Genomic DNA, 17,295 nt, shown 5'->3' on the forward strand with positions numbered 1-17,295 from the left:
ACAGCGGTCCACAAGCTGCGGTTAACAAGCTGCGGTCCACAAGCTGCAGCCCACGAGCTGGGGGAGGTCGCGCACGACCATGCACGTCACGCATCTGTCGCTGGCCGACTTCCGCTCGTACGCCCGGGTCGAAGTTCCGCTCGACCCGGGCGTCACCGCGTTCGTCGGCCCGAACGGGCAGGGCAAGACGAATCTGGTCGAGGCGATCGGCTACCTCGCCACCCTCGGCAGCCACCGCGTCTCCTCGGACGCCCCCCTGGTTCGCATGGGCGCCGACCGCGCGGTCATCCGGGCCCAGGTCAGACAGGGCGAGCGCCAGCAGCTGGTCGAGCTGGAGCTGAACCCCGGCCGGGCCAACCGGGCCCGCATCAACAGGTCCTCGCAGGTCAGACCGCGTGACGTGCTGGGGATCGTACGGACTGTGCTGTTCGCGCCCGAGGATCTCGCGCTGGTCAAGGGTGATCCCGGCGAGCGGCGCCGCTTCCTCGACGAGCTGATCACGGCGCGCTCTCCGCGGATGGCCGGCGTTCGTTCCGACTACGAACGCGTCCTCAGGCAGCGCAACACGCTGCTGAAGTCGGCCGCGCTCGCCCGTCGGCACGGCGGCCGTTCCATGGACCTGTCCACCCTCGACGTCTGGGACCAGCATCTCGCGCGCGTGGGTGCCGAGCTGCTCGCCCAGCGGCTCGACCTGATCGCGGCGATCCAGCCGCTGGCCGACAAGGCGTACGAGCAGCTGGCGCCCGGCGGCGGCCCGGTCGCCATGGAGTACAAGCCGTCCGCGCCGGGCGAGGCACACACGCGGGAGGACCTCTACGAGCAGGTCATGGCCGCGCTGGCCGAGGCCCGCAAGCAGGAGATCGAGCGGGGTGTCACGCTCGTCGGACCGCACCGGGACGAACTGCTGCTCAAGCTCGGCCAGATGCCCGCCAAGGGCTATGCCTCGCACGGCGAGTCGTGGTCGTACGCGCTGGCCTTGCGTCTGGCGTCGTACGACCTCCTCAGGGCGGAGGGCAACGAACCGGTGCTCGTTCTGGACGACGTCTTCGCCGAGTTGGACACCCGTCGCCGCGAGCGCCTGGCCGAGTTGGTCGCGCCGGGCGAGCAGGTCCTGGTGACGGCCGCGGTCGACGACGACGTACCGCACGTGCTGGCGGGTACACGGTTCACCGTGGCGGACGGGACGGTGGAGCGCGTATGAGCACCGAAGACGGACCGGCCCCCGAAAAGAAGCCAGAACCCTCCGGCGTCGACCTCGCGCGCGTGGCGCTCAGGGCCGCCAAAGAGCAGGCACGCGCGCGTGGGGACGCGGTGCAGCAGAAGAAGCAGGCGCGTCGCGGCGGCCTGCGCTCCGGCGCGCGCGCCGACGGACGCGACCCCATGGCGCTGGGCGCCGCGATCAACCGGCTGATCACCGAGCGCGGCTGGGAGGCGCCGGCCGCGGTGGGCGGAGTGATGGGCCGCTGGCCGCAGATCGTCGGCGAGGACCTGGCCAAGCACTGTGAGCCGGAGAAGTACGACGAGGACGAGCGGGTCCTGGTCGTGCGCTGCGACTCCACGGCCTGGGCGACGAACCTGCGCCTGCTCGCTCCGCAGCTGATCGCACGCCTGAACGAGGACCTGGGCCACGGCACGGTGACGCTGATCAAGGTGCAGGGCCCCGGCGGTCCTCCCCGCCGCTACGGCCCGCTGCGCGCCCCCGGCAGCACGGGACCCGGCGACACCTACGGGTGACGGGCGCGCCCGGGGTGACCGGCTGCGCCCACGTGCGAGCCGTATCAAAGGGTGACTGACGTCACAACCACAGGTCCCGGACGATCCCGTCGGGTCACCGCACGCGGTGGCGAATACCGACCTGACTCCCAAGTAGCCGAGGGTTGACAGCCCGAAGCGCTGAGTGCCTCCGTGAGCCTCCTTGAGCCCCGTTCCGTATATGGGGACCCGGAAGACGCCGGTTGAGGGCGGCACATGCGGACTCAGGTACCGGCAAACCCCCATCACTGTCGGCGCTACCGGTAGACTGGAAGCTAATCCCGCCCCAATCGTGGGGACCGCCCGGGAAAAGCTGAGCAACGCTGAACAAGGCTTACCAACGCAACATGCCGCAGCCGCTCCGGCAACCCGCCGACGAGCCCGGCTCGTGCTGTGCCAGAAAGGGCGCTTCGTGGCCGATTCCGGCAACCCCAACGAGAACATCCCGTCCACCGAGGCTCCGGCCGGAAGCGCCGAGGCCTCAGCCACGGCGTACGACGCCAGCGCCATCACCGTCCTCGAGGGTTTGGACGCGGTCCGCAAGCGACCCGGTATGTACATCGGCTCGACCGGTGAGCGCGGACTTCACCACCTTGTGCAAGAGGTCGTCGACAACTCCGTCGACGAGGCGCTGGCCGGCCACGCGGACACCATCGACGTGACGATCCTGGCCGACGGCGGTGTTCGCGTCGTCGACAACGGCCGTGGCATCCCGGTGGGCATCGTGGCCTCCGAGGGCAAGCCGGCCGTCGAGGTCGTGCTGACGGTCCTGCACGCGGGCGGCAAGTTCGGCGGCGGCGGCTACGCGGTCTCCGGCGGTCTGCACGGCGTGGGCGTCTCCGTCGTGAACGCCCTGTCGTCGAAGGTCGCCGTCGAGGTCAAGACCGACGGGTACCGCCACACGCAGGACTACAAGATGGGCGTCCCCACGGCGCCGTTGGTCAAGCACGAGGCCACGGACGAGACCGGCACGTCGGTCACCTTCTGGGCCGACGCCGACATCTTCGAGACCACGGAGTACTCCTTCGAGACGCTCTCGCGGCGCTTCCAGGAGATGGCGTTCCTCAACAAGGGCCTGACGCTCAAGCTCACTGATGAGCGGGAGTCGGCGAAGGCCACCTCCGGGGCGGACGAGGCGGGCGCGGACGAGACGGCCGAGGTCAAGACCGTCACGTACCACTACGAGGGCGGCATCGTCGACTTCGTGAAGTACCTCAACTCCCGCAAGGGAGAGGCGGTGCACCCGACGGTGATCGACCTCGAGGCCGAGGACAAGGACAAGAGCCTCTCCCTCGAAGTCGCCATGCAGTGGAACAGCGGTTACAGCGAGGGCGTGTACTCCTTCGCGAACATCATCCACACGCATGAGGGCGGTACCCACGAAGAGGGCTTCCGCTCGGCGCTCACCAACCTGATCAACAAGTACGCGCGCGACAAGAAGCTGCTGCGCGAGAAGGACGACAACCTCACGGGTGACGACATCCGCGAGGGTCTGACGGCGATCATCTCGGTGAAGCTCAGCGAGCCGCAGTTCGAGGGCCAGACCAAGACCAAGCTGGGCAACACGGAGGCCAAGACCTTCGTTCAGAAGGCGGTCTACGAGCACCTGAACGACTGGCTGGACCGCAACCCGGTCGAGGCGGCGGACATCGTCCGCAAGGGCATCCAGGCGGCCACCGCGCGCGTGGCGGCGCGCAAGGCGCGCGACCTGACCCGCCGCAAGGGCCTCCTGGAGACGGCGTCCCTGCCGGGCAAGCTCTCCGACTGCCAGTCGAACGACCCCATCAAGTGCGAGATCTTCATCGTCGAGGGTGACTCCGCCGGCGGCTCGGCCAAGTCCGGCCGCAACCCGGAGTACCAGGCGATCCTCCCGATCCGCGGCAAGATCCTGAACGTCGAGAAGGCCAGGATCGACAAGATCCTGCAGAACCAGGAGATCCAGGCGCTGATCTCGGCCTTCGGCACCGGAGTCCACGAGGACTTCGACATCGAGAAGCTGCGCTATCACAAGATCATCCTGATGGCGGACGCCGACGTGGACGGCCAGCACATCAGCACCCTGCTGCTCACCTTCCTGTTCCGCTTCATGCGGCCGCTGGTCGAGGCCGGGCACGTGTACCTCTCCCGTCCCCCGCTGTACAAGATCAAGTGGGGCCGGGACGACATCGAGTACGCCTACTCGGACCGCGAGCGCGACGCGCTGATCGAGATGGGCCGCCAGCGCGGCAAGCGCATCCGCGAGGACTCGATCCAGCGCTTCAAGGGTCTCGGCGAGATGAACGCCGAGGAACTGCGCATCACGACGATGGACCAGGAACACCGCGTCCTGGGCCAGGTCACCCTCGACGACGCCGCCCAGGCCGACGACCTGTTCTCGGTCCTCATGGGCGAGGACGTCGAGGCGCGCCGCCAGTTCATCCAGCGCAACGCCAAGGATGTCCGCTTCCTCGACATCTGAGTCGGTCTCAGCTGACCGCAGCAGAAAGGATCTTCACCAGCAATGGCCGACGACATCACCCCCCTCACGCCCGAAGCGGGCGGCGAGATCGCCCAGCGTGTCGAGCCCGTCGGGCTCGAGACGGAGATGCAGCGCTCGTACCTCGACTACGCGATGTCCGTCATCGTCTCGCGTGCGCTGCCCGACGTCCGGGACGGCCTCAAGCCCGTCCACCGCCGCGTCCTGTACGCCATGTACGACGGCGGCTACCGCCCCGAGCGCGGCTTCTACAAGTGCGCGCGTGTCGTCGGCGACGTCATGGGCAACTACCACCCGCACGGCGACTCCTCGATCTACGACGCGCTGGTCCGCCTCGCGCAGTCGTGGTCGATGCGGATGCCGCTGGTGGACTCCAACGGCAACTTCGGCTCTCCGGGCAACGACCCGGCGGCGGCCATGCGCTACACCGAGTGCAAGATGGCGCCGCTGTCCATGGAGATGGTCCGTGACATCGACGAGGAGACCGTCGACTTCACGGACAACTACGACGGCCGCTCCCAGGAGCCGACCGTCCTGCCGGCCCGCTTCCCGAACCTGCTGATCAACGGTTCGGCCGGTATCGCGGTCGGTATGGCGACCAACATCCCGCCGCACAACCTGCGCGAGGTCGCGGCCGGCGCCCAGTGGTACCTGGAGAACTCCGAGGCCTCGCACGAGGAGCTGCTGGACGCGCTCATGGAGCGCATCAAGGGCCCCGACTTCCCGACCGGCGCCCTCGTGGTGGGCCGCAAGGGCATCGAGGAGGCGTACCGCACGGGCCGCGGCTCGATCACCATGCGGGCGGTCGTCGAGGTCGAGGAGATCCAGAACCGCCAGTGCCTGGTGGTCACCGAGCTGCCGTACCAGGTGAACCCGGACAACCTCGCGCAGAAGATCGCCGACCTGGTGAAGGACAGCAAGATCGGCGGCATCGCGGACGTCCGGGACGAGACGTCCTCGCGTACCGGTCAGCGTCTGGTCGTCGTCCTGAAGAGGGACGCGGTCGCCAAGGTCGTACTGAACAACCTCTACAAGCACACCGACCTGCAGACGAACTTCGGCGCCAACATGCTGGCGCTGGTGGACGGCGTCCCGCGCACGCTCTCGCTCGACGCGTTCATCCGCCACTGGGTGACGCACCAGATCGAGGTCATCGTCCGGCGTACGAAGTTCCGCCTGCGCAAGGCCGAGGAGCGGGCGCACATCCTGCGCGGCCTGCTGAAGGCCCTGGACGCCATCGACGAGGTCATCGCGCTGATCCGGCGCAGCGACACCGTCGACATCGCGCGCACGGGCCTGATGCAGCTCCTGGAGATCGACGAGATCCAGGCGAACGCGATCCTGGAGATGCAGCTGCGGCGACTGGCCGCCCTGGAGCGCCAGAAGATCGTCCAGGAGCACGACGAACTCCAGGCGAAGATCAGGCTCTACAACGAGATCCTCGCCTCCCCGGTCCGCCAGCGCGGCATCGTCAGCGAGGAACTCGCCGCGATCGTCGAGAAGTACGGCGACGACCGCAAGACCATGCTGGTGCCCTACGACGGCGACATGTCCATGGAGGACCTGATCGCCGAGGAGGACATCGTCGTCACGGTCACCCGCGGCGGCTACGTCAAGCGCACCAAGACCGACGACTACCGCGCCCAGAAGCGCGGCGGCAAGGGCGTGCGCGGAGCGAAGCTCAAGGAAGACGACATCGTCGACCACTTCTTCGTCTCCACCACGCACCACTGGCTGCTGTTCTTCACCAACAAGGGCCGTGTCTACCGGGCGAAGGCGTACGAGCTTCCCGATGCCGGACGTGACGCGCGTGGACAGCACGTCGCCAACCTGCTGGCCTTTCAGCCGGACGAGGCGATCGCCGAGATCCTCGCGATCCGCACCTACGACGTGGCGCCGTACCTGGTGCTCGCCACGAAGGGCGGTCTGGTCAAGAAGACGCCTCTGAAGGATTACGATTCGCCGCGTGCCGGTGGCGTCATCGCGATCAACCTTCGGGAGACGGACGACGGTTCGGACGACGAACTGATCGGAGCAGAACTCGTTTCGGCCGAGGACGATCTGCTTCTGATCAGCAAGAAGGCCCAATCGATCAGGTTCACCGCCACGGACGAAGCTCTGCGTCCCATGGGCCGTGCCACCTCGGGCGTCAAGGGCATGAGCTTCCGCGAGGGCGACCAGCTGCTCTCGATGAATGTTGTTCGACCCGGTACGTTCGTGTTCACTGCTACGGACGGTGGGTACGCGAAGCGGACCGCCGTCGACGAGTACCGCGTCCAGGGTCGCGGCGGCCTCGGCATCAAGGCTGCCAAGATCGTCGAGGACCGTGGATCGCTCGTCGGTGCGCTGGTGGTCGAGGAGACCGATGAGATCCTCGCCATCACACTGTCGGGCGGTGTGATTCGTACGCGGGTCAGCGGAGTCAGGGAGACGGGCCGTGACACCATGGGCGTCCAACTGATCAACCTGGGCAAGCGCGATGCCGTGGTCGGCATCGCACGTAACGCCGAGGCGGGACGCGAGGCGGAGGAGGTCGACGGCGACGTGGCCGTCGACGAGACCGCCGAAGGTGCCGCGACCACCGGCACGGACGAGGGTGAGGTGCCCTCGCCCGAGTAGCACGAGGAGTGAGTCATCGTGAGCGGAGCCACGGGCGCCGGTTCGGTCGGTACCTCCAGCGGTACCTCTTCCGGTAAGGAAACGGACGGCGGCGGCCGTGGCTCCGCCGCGAACTCGACAAACTCGCACACCACGGACGGGCGCGTGAACGACCCGCATACGACCAACCTCCAGGCGATCAAGTCCCCAGCGACCGAGTCGCCCTCGCCCGACACGCATGGATCCCAGGGGGGAACTGTGACGGACACCCGAGGTCCGCAGGCCCAGCGGCCCGCCACCGGCGCGGGCCAGGCCACGGCCGCTCCGGGCGCCCAGCCTCAGCCGCAGCAGCCGGTCCCGCCGACGCCGCCCGAGGCGACCTCCCCGCTGCCCGGGGAGCGGCAGCCGCAGCAGCCCGCCGGGCCCTACCACCCGCCGCAGGCCTACCCCGCGCAGGCCGCCCCGGCGGGTGCCGTACGCCGCCCCCGCACCGGCGCGCGCACCGTGCCCCGCACCCGCAAGGCACGTCTGAGGGTGGCCAAGGCGGATCCGTGGTCCGTGATGAAGGTCAGTTTCCTGCTCTCCATCGCGCTGGGCATCTGCACGATCGTCGCGGCCGCCGTGCTGTGGATGGTCATGGACGCGATGGGCGTCTTCTCGACGGTCGGCGGCACGATCTCGGAGGCCACCGGCTCGAACGAGTCGAACGGCTTCGACCTCCAGTCGTTCCTGTCCCTCCCGAACGTCCTGATGTTCACGACGATCATCGCGGTCATCGACGTCGTCCTCGCGACCGCCCTCGCGACCCTCGGCGCGTTCATCTACAACCTCTCCGCGGGCTTCGTCGGCGGCGTCGAGCTGACGCTGGCGGAGGACGAGTGAGCGTGCCGTTTCCCGCCTGCTGACGGTCTCCGGTTATCGATTTTGGGACTGCCCACGTCGTGCGCTAATCTTCAGGAGTCAGCGCGCGGGACACACACCGCAGAGCGCGGCGGGGCTATAGCTCAGTTGGTTAGAGCGCATCCCTGATAAGGATGAGGCCACAGGTTCAAATCCTGTTAGCCCCACCATCGAGAAGACCCCCAACCGGTCACGGTTGGGGGTCTTTCGTTCGTCGGGCCAACGGCTGGTTCGACTGTTGGATCGACTGTCTGTGCTGTCGGTGCTTTGCGCTGTCACAGGTGTCGGTCCTTCGTGGTCTCAGCAGAGTGCCGACGCCATGTCGTGGCACGCAGTCGAGCCCCGACCGGGTGTGGTCGGGGCTCGATGTGCTTGCCGGGCGTACGCAAGTTCGCCTTTACGTCAGTGTGCCGTGCGGTCGGTGCGTGCGGTCAGCGCAGGAGAGGTGTCGAGAGGTCGCGCGCTGGGTCAGGGTCTGTGTCCGTGCTCGACTCGGTGCTCGACTCCGTACCCGTACCCGCACCTGCTTCCGTGTCCGCGTCCGTCGACGGGCGGTGGCGGCAGCTGGGGGTCTTGCCGTGGGCCTCGGCGCGGATGCGCTGTTTCATCGTGGGGGGCAGGTCCCTGGTCGAGGACCGGCACCAGAGGGGCGTCGCCGGTGTCGTCGTGTGTGCGGTGCTGTTGCGGGGCGTCCCGGTCTGCGGTACGGCCGCGGCGGCGGTCGTCGTGATCAGGCCGAGCGTCGTGCACAGCGCCAGGAAGGCGGTGACGATGGCGGTCCACAGCTTCATGACCTTGTTCTGGGCCATGGCCCCTCACTTTCGGGTTGGGCGATTTGCGTACTTTCCTCATCATGTGTATGAGGGTCGCGAAGTGGTGGACCGACGCCCGTGGCGCGTCGATCTTCCGATGAACACCACCCGGATGGGTGCAAGGGTGGCGAAAAGGAGAGGATGCGGGAGAAGAGTGGTCAAAGTAGCCGTTCGTGAGGGTGTGATCACCCTCTGATCGGAGCGTCTCCGTCCGCTTCTTTTTCTGTGTTCCGGACGGGAGTTGAGGGCCCGACGTAGGTCACCGATCGGTCTCGGTCGGTGTGTATAGTCGGGCGCCAGAAGTCCCCTACGTCAAGGAAAGACGAGGTCGCGCGGTGAAGAAGCTTCTCCTGGTCGCACTGGCCGCCATCGGCGGGCTCCTCGTGTACCGCCAGATCCAGGCGGATCGCGCCGAGCAGGATCTGTGGACGGAGGCGACTGACTCCGTGCCCACGGGTTCCTGAGTACCGACAACGGATTCTGAACAGACCCCGGCCGCCTCGCGGTCGGGGTTTTGTGTTGCGAGTCGGGTGTTTCGGACGCTCGTACGGATTGCGCGGATGTCATGCGGCGTTGCGGGGCAGGATGGGCCACGGTCCCGGTCCGGTGTACGACGAGGGGTGGCGCGTGATGGGGCGGCGTACGGCGTGGTGGCGGGCGGCGGCACGGCGTGGTCGTGGGCCCGTGGTGCGGGTGGCCGCCGTGGGTGTGGTGCTGGGGATGGCGGCGGCGGTACCGGGCGGGTCGCCCGCGGTGGCGGCCGGAGCTCCGGGCTCGTACGCCTTTGACGAGGACGCCCGGTCGGTCCAGGGCGCCACGAGCACCGCCGAAGCCGAAAGCCTGGCACCCGGCACGACGTACCGCAGTTCACTCCCCGCCACCGGCGAGCGCTACTACCGCCTCGAACTCGACGCCACGTCGAACGCGTACGTCTCCGTCACGGCCGTCCCTCCCCCCGGCGCCACGGTTTCCGCCGGCGACGGCGTCAAGGTGTCGCTCCAGGACGCCGACAGCCACACCTGCTCCGTCGACACGGTCAGCATCGGGGCCGGCCGGAGCGCCCACCCCGTCACGGCGATGGGGGAGCGCGAGGCCACGCGCAGTGGGTCCATATGCAAGGGAGCCGGCACCTTTTACGTGGTCGTCGAGCGTGTCCGGAGGACTGCTGATGTCTCCCCTTCGTTGCTCGGCGAGTGGGATCTGGAGCTCGACCCCGTGTCGGAGCCCGGACTCGCGCAGGCCGGTGCGACGAGCGCGCCCGAGGTCTGGGACTCGGCCTCACCCGCGCCCCCCAGCGGCGAACCGGAGCGCCGCGAGGGCGGTGCGGGATTCGGAGCGGCGACGTCCCTGGGCGAGGGAGTCTGGCAGGACGACGTCCGGCCCGGGCAGACGCGCTTCTACGAGGTGCCCGTGGACTGGGGGCAGCAGCTCTACGCCACCGCCGAACTGGGCAGCGCGAGCAGCGACGCGGGCTTCGTGCCCAGTGCGCTGACCCTGTCCCTCTACAACCCCGTGCGTGCCCACGTCGACTACGACGGGGTCGGCTACGACGGCAGCCAGCGGTCGGCGACGCTTCGACCGCTTCCGCCGGTCGCGTACGCCAACCGGTTTGACGTGGCCGACCACGTCAGCGGCATGAGGTTCGCCGGTTCGTACTACCTCGTCGTCCATCTCGCCGCCCAGACGGCCGACGACTTCGGCGACGGTCCCTTCGACCTGACCCTGCGCGTGCGGGTCGCGCACGGCGCGGAGGCCGGTCCCGCGTACGCGGGGCAGTCCGAGCCGCGGGACATCTTCCAGGTCACGGCACAGGGGCGACGGGAGACGGCGGCATCGGAGGGCGGGGCGGCGTCTGCGGCGGGCGGGAATGCCTTGATGAAGATGATCGCCGCGGGAGGTCTCGGCGGGGGAACCGTGGTGCTGGCGGTACTTGGGGTGTGGATGGGGCTGGGGCGACGGCGGGAGCCGGTGAGGACGCGCGGTGCCGCCGGCCGGTGATGCTTGACGGCTCGGCGTAGGGCCGAGTTGCTCAGATTTGGGTCAGCGCCCAGAAACCCACGGCATAGCAGGTCAGCGCGAGCAACAGAAGCGAGACCGCCACCTTGGCGGGCGGGCCGCCGCGGCGTGCGGAGCGGGCTGCTCGGTGGCGCGGCTGTGAAATCGCCTGCTCGGGAGGTGGAACCTGCGGGCTCTGAGCGGTGTACGAAGCAGTAGAGGGTTCAGCGCGATGGTGCGGGGCGGCTGCTGTGGGGGTGTGAGGGGAGTAGTGGGGGGCGGCGGCGTTGGGTGGGGAGGAGGAGAGGACCTGGGTGGGGTCGTGGGGGGAGACGTGGAAGGGCGGGGCCGGGGGAGCCGGGTGGGGTTGAGCGTGTGGCTGTGGCTGTGGCTGTGGCTGTGGCTGTGGTTTTGGTTGCCAGTGGTGCTGCTGTGGGGTGGGTGTCTGGGGGGAGGACGGGGCAGCGGTGGTCTGCGGGGGCGGCAGGAGGAAGCTGCCGGTGTCCGACATCGAGGGCTGTTGCGTGCGGGCGGACGGTCGCGGGCGGACGGTAGGCGGCGTAGGGGCGTGAGTGGGCGGCAACGGCGTCGCGCCGGCCGGGGGCGATATCGATCCGACGCCTTGCCGACCATCGGGGGATACGGACTCCACGCCCTGGCCGACTGGATTGGCCGCGCTCGGCTCGGGCGGGGGCGCGGTGCCTGTAACGGGGGTATCGGGTACGTGGCCCGAGTCGGCTTGGACGGCCATGGGGCCCGTGCCCGGCGTGGGCGCGAGGGAATCCGTGCCGGAGGTGGGCGTGAGGGAATCCGTGCCGGAGGTGGGCAAGGAGGAGTCCGTACCGGTGTGGGCTGCCCTGGGGCCGTTGCCATGCCGTGCGACCGAGGCCGCGTCGGCCGATCCGGATACCGGGGTCGCATCTCCCGGCAGGGAAGCAGCATGCCCTTCTTCTGGACGGAGACGGAAGGGGATGCCGGCGGCTTCTGGGTGGGCGGGCGGACCTTCTCCGGGACGGAAATGTGCACCTTCCCCTCGTGTCGAGGAGACGCCATCGCCCGCCGACCCGGCGGTCTCTGCCGTCGGCGCGGCTGCTCCCTCCACCCGCCGAGAGCCCTCTGCCGACCGGGCAGCTTGCTCCAACGACCGGGCTACTTCCACCGCCTCGGCAGGTTCCTCCACCTGCCCGAGCTCGTCCACAGCCTTGGCGGCAGCTCCCTCTGCCTGCCCCGTGGCCCCCTCCACCGACCAGGCCGCCTCCACCGGCCCGTCGGCTCCCTTGGCTCCCTCCGCCGACCGGGACCTCAGTGCCGACCCGTCAGGCCCCACCGCCGACCGGGCGTCCGCTGCCGGCGAGGAGGCCCCCTCTGCCGGCGGGAAAGCTCCTGCCGTCGACTGGGAAGAAGCCCCCTCGGCCGACCACCGGGAAGTCGCACCCGTCTCCACTCCGGGTGCCCGCTTGAGTGGGCCGGTCGGGGCGAAGCCAGGGGGGAGAGGGCCGAGTTGGTCGAAGATTTCGATGGTCTCGTCGTCGGGGCCGGGTTCCGGAAGGAGTTCGGCGGCCGGGGCGAGTGCCTTGCGCGCACCGGTTGCCGTGCGGAAGCGGGCGTGCGGGTCGGGCTGGAGGAGGGAGGCCACGACCTGCCACAGCGGGTCGGGAATGCCCTGGGGGGCACTCGGGGTGCCGTGCGCGGCAAAGTACTGGATCAGGGCCTTGGCATCCGGTTTGGCGCCCTGGAGGAGGTACAGCGCGGTCAGTCCCACGGCGAACAGGTCGGCGGGGAAGTCCGGTTCGGCGCCCATCATCTGCTCGGGCGCGAGATAACCGGGCGTCCCCACCACGAGGTTGGTCTCCGTCAGGCGCGGCTCGCCCAGCCGCATCGCGATGCCGAAGTCGGACAGGCGTAGCCGGGGCCGGCCCATGCCGGTGGCTTCGAGGAGCACGTTGGCGGGCTTGATGTCGCGGTGGACGACACCTTCCGCGTGCACCGCGGCGAGGCCGGCCAGGAGTTGGTCGAGCAGGGTGCAGACAAAGGCGGGTGGGAGAGGGCCGTAGTCGCCGATCAGGTGGACGAGCGAACCGCCGGCGACCAGGTCCATGGTGAACAGGACCTTGTCGTCGTCGGCGGCCCAGCTGGCGGGCGCGAGCACATGAGGGTGGTCGATCCGCAGCGCCTGTTCACGGACGAAGCGCAACAGCGCGTGCGCGTCGCTTTGTTGCAGGACCTTGGCGGCGACATACCGGCGGCGGCGGTGGTCCCAGGCGCGCCAGACGGCGCCCACTCCTCCGCGTCCGATCGGGTCGGCCAGTTCGTACCGGCCGGCGAAGACCTCACCCATGGCTGTGCGTCGCCCCTCCCCCTTCGGTTACCCCCTTGCTTCTCCCTGCTTCCCCCGTGATGAGCGATACGACCCCTCTCGCGCCCTCGTCGCTTCGGGACACACCCCCGCGTGTCCCTCCTGGCGAGGGCCGCGCCCCCCTCGCGTTCCTCCTCGGCCTTCGGCCCGGCTGCCGAACCCCCTTCGGTGGCCGGGCCGCGGGTTCAGCTCTGGTGGGACTGGTAGTGCGTGACCGCATCGGAGGTGCGGCCGGCGCCGTACACCCGGAGGAACTCTGCCAGTTCCGGGTGGGTCGGGGCGAGAGTGTCGGCCGCCTCGATGATGTCCCCCGCGGCCGCCACCGAGCGCAGCAGCGACTGGATCTCGCGGACCACCCGCTTGACCGTGGGCGCTCCCGAACTGCTGGTCGTCTGTGTGGTGTTGCTGAGCACCGAGCCCCCCTGCGACTTCTTGATCTCGTCCATACGGTCGGTCGCCTCGGCCGCACTCACGCTGCCGTCCGCGACCTGTCCCGCGAGGTCCTGGAGCAGTTGCACCCGCTGGACCACGGCAGGATTGCCGATCTTCGCCCGCTGGCCGCTCATCAGCTGCGACAGCATCGGTGCGGACAGTCCCAGAACCCCCGCGAGACGAGCCTGGTTGAGACCAAGATCGTCTATGAGCTTACGGAAGAGCGCCCCCAGCGGCTCCCCGTACCAGTTCCGCTGCAGTTCCCGCGCTCTTGCGGTGGCTTCCTGCTGTGCGGCGTCCATTGCGTCTCCCCATCGCTTCCCCAAAAACGGTGGTTCGCTGTAGCGAACCACGCGGAGCATCTTACGGAGAGTGGTCGTCCACGGGGACCCCCCATCTTTTTGCGAGATCCTGGGGGTGACCCGGTACTCTGGTCAGCGTCGCCACCCGGTGTGCGGTTCTTCCGGGCGGGCGGCCATTTTCCGGGGCCTTAGCTCAGTTGGTAGAGCGCTGTCTTTGCATGGCAGATGTCAGGGGTTCGACTCCCCTAGGCTCCACGCGCCAAACGCCCCCTGATCTGCGGAAACGCAGTTTCAGGGGGCGTTTTTGCATGGTCATGCCGGGGTGGCCTGGGCGAGTGGGCGCTGTTTCACGTGAAACCGCCCAACCCGTGGCCGACTCAAGGAAGTTGTGGGGCGGAGGACCGCTCGGTCCTCCGCCCCACAGTGAGAGTCTTGCTCACCCGCGTTCGTCGCGGTGCGCAGCCTCCTCCTCGGCCTGCTTGGCCTGTACCTCAGGGTCGAGTACGGCCTGACCACTGCCGTCGACCGAGGTCAGGTGGCTCGACTCCGGTACCTCGGTCGCGGCGGGCGGCTCGACCAGCCAGTCCGGGTTGGCCTGCTTGTCCCACCACTTCCAGGCGGCGAAGGCGCCGCCCGCGACCAGGCCCGCCACTGCCAGCGCCTTGGCGAGCCGGCCGGCCCGCGCCCGCCGCTCGTGCTTGCGGATGAGCTTCTGGATCTCCTTGGGTGAGACCTGACCGCGCAGGGCGGCCACCGCGGCCACGCTACGGGCGGCGGCCTCGTCGCGAACGGGACCGGCCACGGCCACCGCCTGCCCGATCCGCGGTCGGGAGTAGTCGGCGGCCTGCTTGGCGGCCATACGGGTACGGGTCGCGGCCTCGTGTGCGGCCTGGTCGACCTTCGGCGGGACATGTGCGAGAGCCTGCGAACGGGCCGACTCCAGACGCGGCGCGAGATGAGCGTCGTACTGGACACGAGCCTGTTCAGCGGCCTGCGACACCTTCGGCGCGAGCCGTACGCGTGCCTCGTGTGCGTAGTGTGCGGCCCTGTCCTTGGCCGTGTCGGCGTAGGGCGCCACCACTTCCGCGGCGTGCAGCACGCTGTCCTTCGCCGAGCCGGTCGCGGCGCGCACGCTGTCGATGCGGGTCACGGGTTCCTCCTCCTCGGTGGCGTACGGTATTTCGACTTTCCACCCTTTTACGGATCATGCCTGTCCGGAAGCGCCGGAGCATGTGAGGGCGGGCATCCGGGTCACAGCCACAGACTCCGGATGATCTCCGATCAAGAACTGCTCAAGATCCGATCACGTGTAATAGCGGATGAATACAGGGCAACAGGAGCTTGTCGTCGACAATGCCACGGATCGACGCCATGCGCCCCCGGCCCGGGGCCACTCGACCGGATTTCTGCATGCGAAACCGCCGAACGCCGGGCGCCCGGGCGGGTGCCGGACGACGCACGGCAGGAACCATGCAAGGATCGGAAGGGCACAGAAGGACAACGGAAGGCAGATCGTGGCCGAGCAGCTTTACGCCACCCTGAAGACGAACCACGGCGACATCGAAGTCCGGCTCCTGCCGAACCACGCCCCCAAGACGGTCCGTAACTTCGTCGAACTCGCTCAGGGCGAGCGGGAGTGGACCCACCCGGCCACCGGCGAGAAGTCCACCAAGAAGCTCTACGACGGCACGGTCTTCCACCGGGTGATCAGCGGCTTCATGATCCAGGGCGGCGACCCGCTCGGCACCGGCATCGGCGGCCCGGGCTACGAGTTCGAGGACGAGTTCCACCCGGACCTCTCCTTCAGCAAGCCCTACCTGCTGGCCATGGCGAACGCCGGCCCGGGCACCAACGGCTCGCAGTTCTTCGTCACCGTCTCCCCGACGGCCTGGCTGAACCGCAAGCACACCATCTTCGGCGAGGTCACCGACCCGGCCAGCCAGAAGGTCGTGGACGCCATCGCCGCCGTCCCGACGACCCGACCGAACGACCGCCCGGTCAAGGACGTCGTCATCGAGTCGGTCGTCATCGAGACCCGCCAAGGCTGATACCCCCGAGAGGCCCGAGAGGCCCGAGAGCCCCGAGAGCTCTCGAAGGCCCCCGAGGGCCCCGCGATCCGTGCGACCGGTAACCTCTCCGGCCTGCGCGAAGGGAACCAAACGCCCCGTTCATCCGTAAGGATGGACGGGGCGGTGCATGTCTGTACGACGACTTAGGGGATGTCATGGACCAGGCGGCGAGTAGTTCACAGGACGCCCAAAGCCTGCCCGGCTGCTACCGGCACCCGGACCGCGAGACCGGCATCAGCTGCACCCGCTGCGAGAAGCCGATCTGCCCCGAGTGCATGATCAGCGCCTCCGTCGGCTTCCAGTGCCCCGACTGCGTCCGCGGCGGCTCCGGCACCGGCCACGCCCCCACCGCCTCCCAGCCCCGCACCATCGCGGCGGATCCCCGGCTCATCACCAAGATCCTCGTCGGCATCAACCTCGCGGTGTTCATCGCCGTCCGGGCGTCGGACTCGCTGGCGACCGAACTGGCACTCATCGGCGCCCGGCCGCCGACCCCCTTCGCGCCCGCCATGGGCGTCGCGGACGGCCAGTGGTACCGCCTGGTCACCTCGATGTTCACCCACCAGGAGATCTGGCACATCGGCTTCAACATGCTCAGCCTGTGGTGGCTCGGCGGCCCCCTCGAAGCCGCCCTCGGCCGCGCCCGCTACCTCGCCGTCTACTTCGTCTCGGGCCTCGCCGGCAGCGCCCTCGCCTATCTGCTCGCCTCCCCGACCACGGCCACCGTCGGTGCCTCCGGCGCCATCTTCGGGCTCTTCGGCGCCACCGCCGTCCTCATGCGCCGCCTCAACTACGACCTGCGGCCGATCATCGCCCTGCTGGTGATCAACCTCATCTTCACCTTCAACCCGGGCTTCAACATCTCCTGGCAGGCCCACATCGGCGGCCTCGTCGCCGGCATCATCACCGGTTACGCCATGGTCCACGCCCCGCGCGAGCGCCGCACGCTGGTCCAGTACGGCACCTGTGCGCTGGTCCTGGCCGTGGTCGTGATCGTGACCCTGTTGAGGACCGCGCAGCTCACCTGAGCTGCGGTTGTCCACAGTGTGTGGCGAATCTTGTGCATACCGTGCGGGAACAGGTGTGCCCCCTGTCGCTGACCTGTGTTTCCGCAGGTCGGACAGGGGGCGAACAAGTTTTCGGTTGCCGGTGTGTCAGTCACACCGGCGTCAACACCCGATGGGTTATCCACAGATCGTCTTTCTTTTCCCCATGTGGAAAACCACTGTGGATAACTCAGTGGATACCCCTGGGCAGAGCCCAGCGGCCGCTACTTCCACTGCGTGGAGACACCGAATCCCGCCGCGATGAAGCCGAAGCCCACCACGATGTTCCAGTTGTCGAGAGAGTCGATCGGCAGTGACCCGTCCGTCACGTAGAAGACGACGATCCAGGCGAGTCCGATGAGGAACATGGCCAGCATCACTGGTGCGACCCAGGAGCGGCTGTTCAGCTTGATGGCGGTCGCCTGCTTCGCCGGGGGCGGCGTGTAGTCGGCCTTCTTGCGGATACGTGACTTCGGCACGAGGGTCTCTCCTGTCGATGCGCTGCGTGGCCGCGCAGGGAACTGGGGCGGGCTCCGGGGCAGCGTACAAGGGGACAC

14 protein-coding genes and 2 tRNA genes are annotated in these 17,295 nt (G+C 68.7%); 11 read left to right on the plus strand and 5 right to left on the minus strand.

Annotated elements, in window-relative coordinates:
* Positions 1–79: 79 nt before the first annotated feature.
* The 6 genes from recF (at position 80) to AC5P09_RS22460 (ending at position 7,896) form a co-directional block, all read left to right on the plus strand.
* Complete coding sequence (recF, locus tag AC5P09_RS22435) at positions 80–1,201, plus strand: DNA replication/repair protein RecF (protein WP_493875603.1); 1,122 nt, start codon at positions 80–82, stop codon at positions 1,199–1,201.
* On the plus strand, positions 1,198–1,734 hold the full coding sequence (locus AC5P09_RS22440) for a DciA family protein (RefSeq protein WP_307676045.1): 537 nt from the start codon (positions 1,198–1,200) through the stop codon (positions 1,732–1,734). Before recF ends, AC5P09_RS22440 begins: the two co-directional genes overlap by 4 nt.
* Positions 1,735–2,140: 406 nt before the next feature.
* Positions 2,141–4,210 (plus strand): DNA topoisomerase (ATP-hydrolyzing) subunit B, encoded by a 2,070-nt coding sequence (gene gyrB / locus AC5P09_RS22445; RefSeq protein ID WP_493875604.1) that lies wholly within the window; start codon positions 2,141–2,143, stop codon positions 4,208–4,210.
* 42 nt (positions 4,211–4,252) lie between these two features.
* Positions 4,253–6,847 carry a DNA gyrase subunit A gene (gene gyrA / locus AC5P09_RS22450; protein ID WP_493875605.1) on the plus strand — a complete coding sequence of 865 codons (2,595 nt, stop codon included), beginning with the start codon at positions 4,253–4,255 and terminating at the stop codon, positions 6,845–6,847.
* Between the two features lie 18 nt (positions 6,848–6,865).
* Complete coding sequence (locus AC5P09_RS22455) at positions 6,866–7,708, plus strand: DUF3566 domain-containing protein (RefSeq protein WP_493875606.1); 843 nt, start codon at positions 6,866–6,868, stop codon at positions 7,706–7,708.
* Between the two features lie 111 nt (positions 7,709–7,819).
* Positions 7,820–7,896, plus strand: a tRNA-Ile gene (locus AC5P09_RS22460).
* A 261-nt stretch (positions 7,897–8,157) separates the two neighbouring features.
* On the opposite strand, the gene AC5P09_RS22465 is transcribed toward AC5P09_RS22460, so the two are convergent.
* Positions 8,158–8,535 (minus strand): DUF6344 domain-containing protein, encoded by a 378-nt coding sequence (locus tag AC5P09_RS22465; RefSeq protein ID WP_493875607.1) that lies wholly within the window; start codon positions 8,533–8,535, stop codon positions 8,158–8,160.
* A 338-nt stretch (positions 8,536–8,873) separates the two neighbouring features.
* Between AC5P09_RS22465 and AC5P09_RS22470 the strand changes: the two genes are divergently transcribed.
* Together AC5P09_RS22470 and AC5P09_RS22475 are read left to right on the plus strand one after the other, a co-directional pair.
* Complete coding sequence (locus AC5P09_RS22470) at positions 8,874–9,002, plus strand: DLW-39 family protein (RefSeq protein ID WP_003999697.1); 129 nt, start codon at positions 8,874–8,876, stop codon at positions 9,000–9,002.
* 142 nt (positions 9,003–9,144) lie between these two features.
* On the plus strand, positions 9,145–10,536 hold the full coding sequence (locus AC5P09_RS22475) for a hypothetical protein (protein WP_493875608.1): 1,392 nt from the start codon (positions 9,145–9,147) through the stop codon (positions 10,534–10,536).
* 31 nt (positions 10,537–10,567) lie between these two features.
* Here AC5P09_RS22475 and AC5P09_RS22480 read toward each other — a convergent pair whose 3' ends face one another.
* Positions 10,568–12,871 (minus strand): protein kinase domain-containing protein, encoded by a 2,304-nt coding sequence (locus AC5P09_RS22480; RefSeq protein ID WP_493875609.1) that lies wholly within the window; start codon positions 12,869–12,871, stop codon positions 10,568–10,570.
* Positions 12,872–13,074: 203 nt separating this feature from the next.
* Positions 13,075–13,623 (minus strand): helix-turn-helix domain-containing protein, encoded by a 549-nt coding sequence (locus tag AC5P09_RS22485; RefSeq protein WP_053753862.1) that lies wholly within the window; start codon positions 13,621–13,623, stop codon positions 13,075–13,077.
* A gap of 182 nt (positions 13,624–13,805) precedes the next feature.
* Between AC5P09_RS22485 and AC5P09_RS22490 the strand changes: the two genes are divergently transcribed.
* A tRNA-Ala gene (locus AC5P09_RS22490) sits at positions 13,806–13,878 on the plus strand.
* Positions 13,879–14,059: 181 nt separating this feature from the next.
* Here AC5P09_RS22490 and AC5P09_RS22495 read toward each other — a convergent pair.
* The gene (locus tag AC5P09_RS22495) at positions 14,060–14,773 is read right to left on the minus strand and encodes a DUF5324 family protein (protein WP_493875610.1); all 714 of its coding nucleotides are present in this window, start codon (positions 14,771–14,773) and stop codon (positions 14,060–14,062) included.
* A 364-nt stretch (positions 14,774–15,137) separates the two neighbouring features.
* Between AC5P09_RS22495 and AC5P09_RS22500 the strand changes: the two genes are divergently transcribed.
* Both AC5P09_RS22500 and AC5P09_RS22505 read left to right on the plus strand, forming a co-directional pair.
* Positions 15,138–15,671: a peptidylprolyl isomerase gene (locus tag AC5P09_RS22500; protein ID WP_266436628.1), complete on the plus strand. Its 534-nt coding sequence runs from the start codon at positions 15,138–15,140 to the stop codon at positions 15,669–15,671.
* A 176-nt stretch (positions 15,672–15,847) separates the two neighbouring features.
* Positions 15,848–16,720, plus strand: coding sequence for a rhomboid family intramembrane serine protease (locus tag AC5P09_RS22505; protein WP_493875611.1), 873 nt, complete (start codon positions 15,848–15,850; stop codon positions 16,718–16,720).
* Positions 16,721–16,962: 242 nt separating this feature from the next.
* On the opposite strand, the gene crgA is transcribed toward AC5P09_RS22505, so the two are convergent.
* The gene (gene crgA, locus AC5P09_RS22510; protein WP_493875612.1) at positions 16,963–17,217 is read right to left on the minus strand and encodes a cell division protein CrgA; all 255 of its coding nucleotides are present in this window, start codon (positions 17,215–17,217) and stop codon (positions 16,963–16,965) included.
* Between the last annotated feature and the right edge of the window lie 78 nt (positions 17,218–17,295).

Source organism: Streptomyces sp. a15 (genome assembly GCF_059026085.1).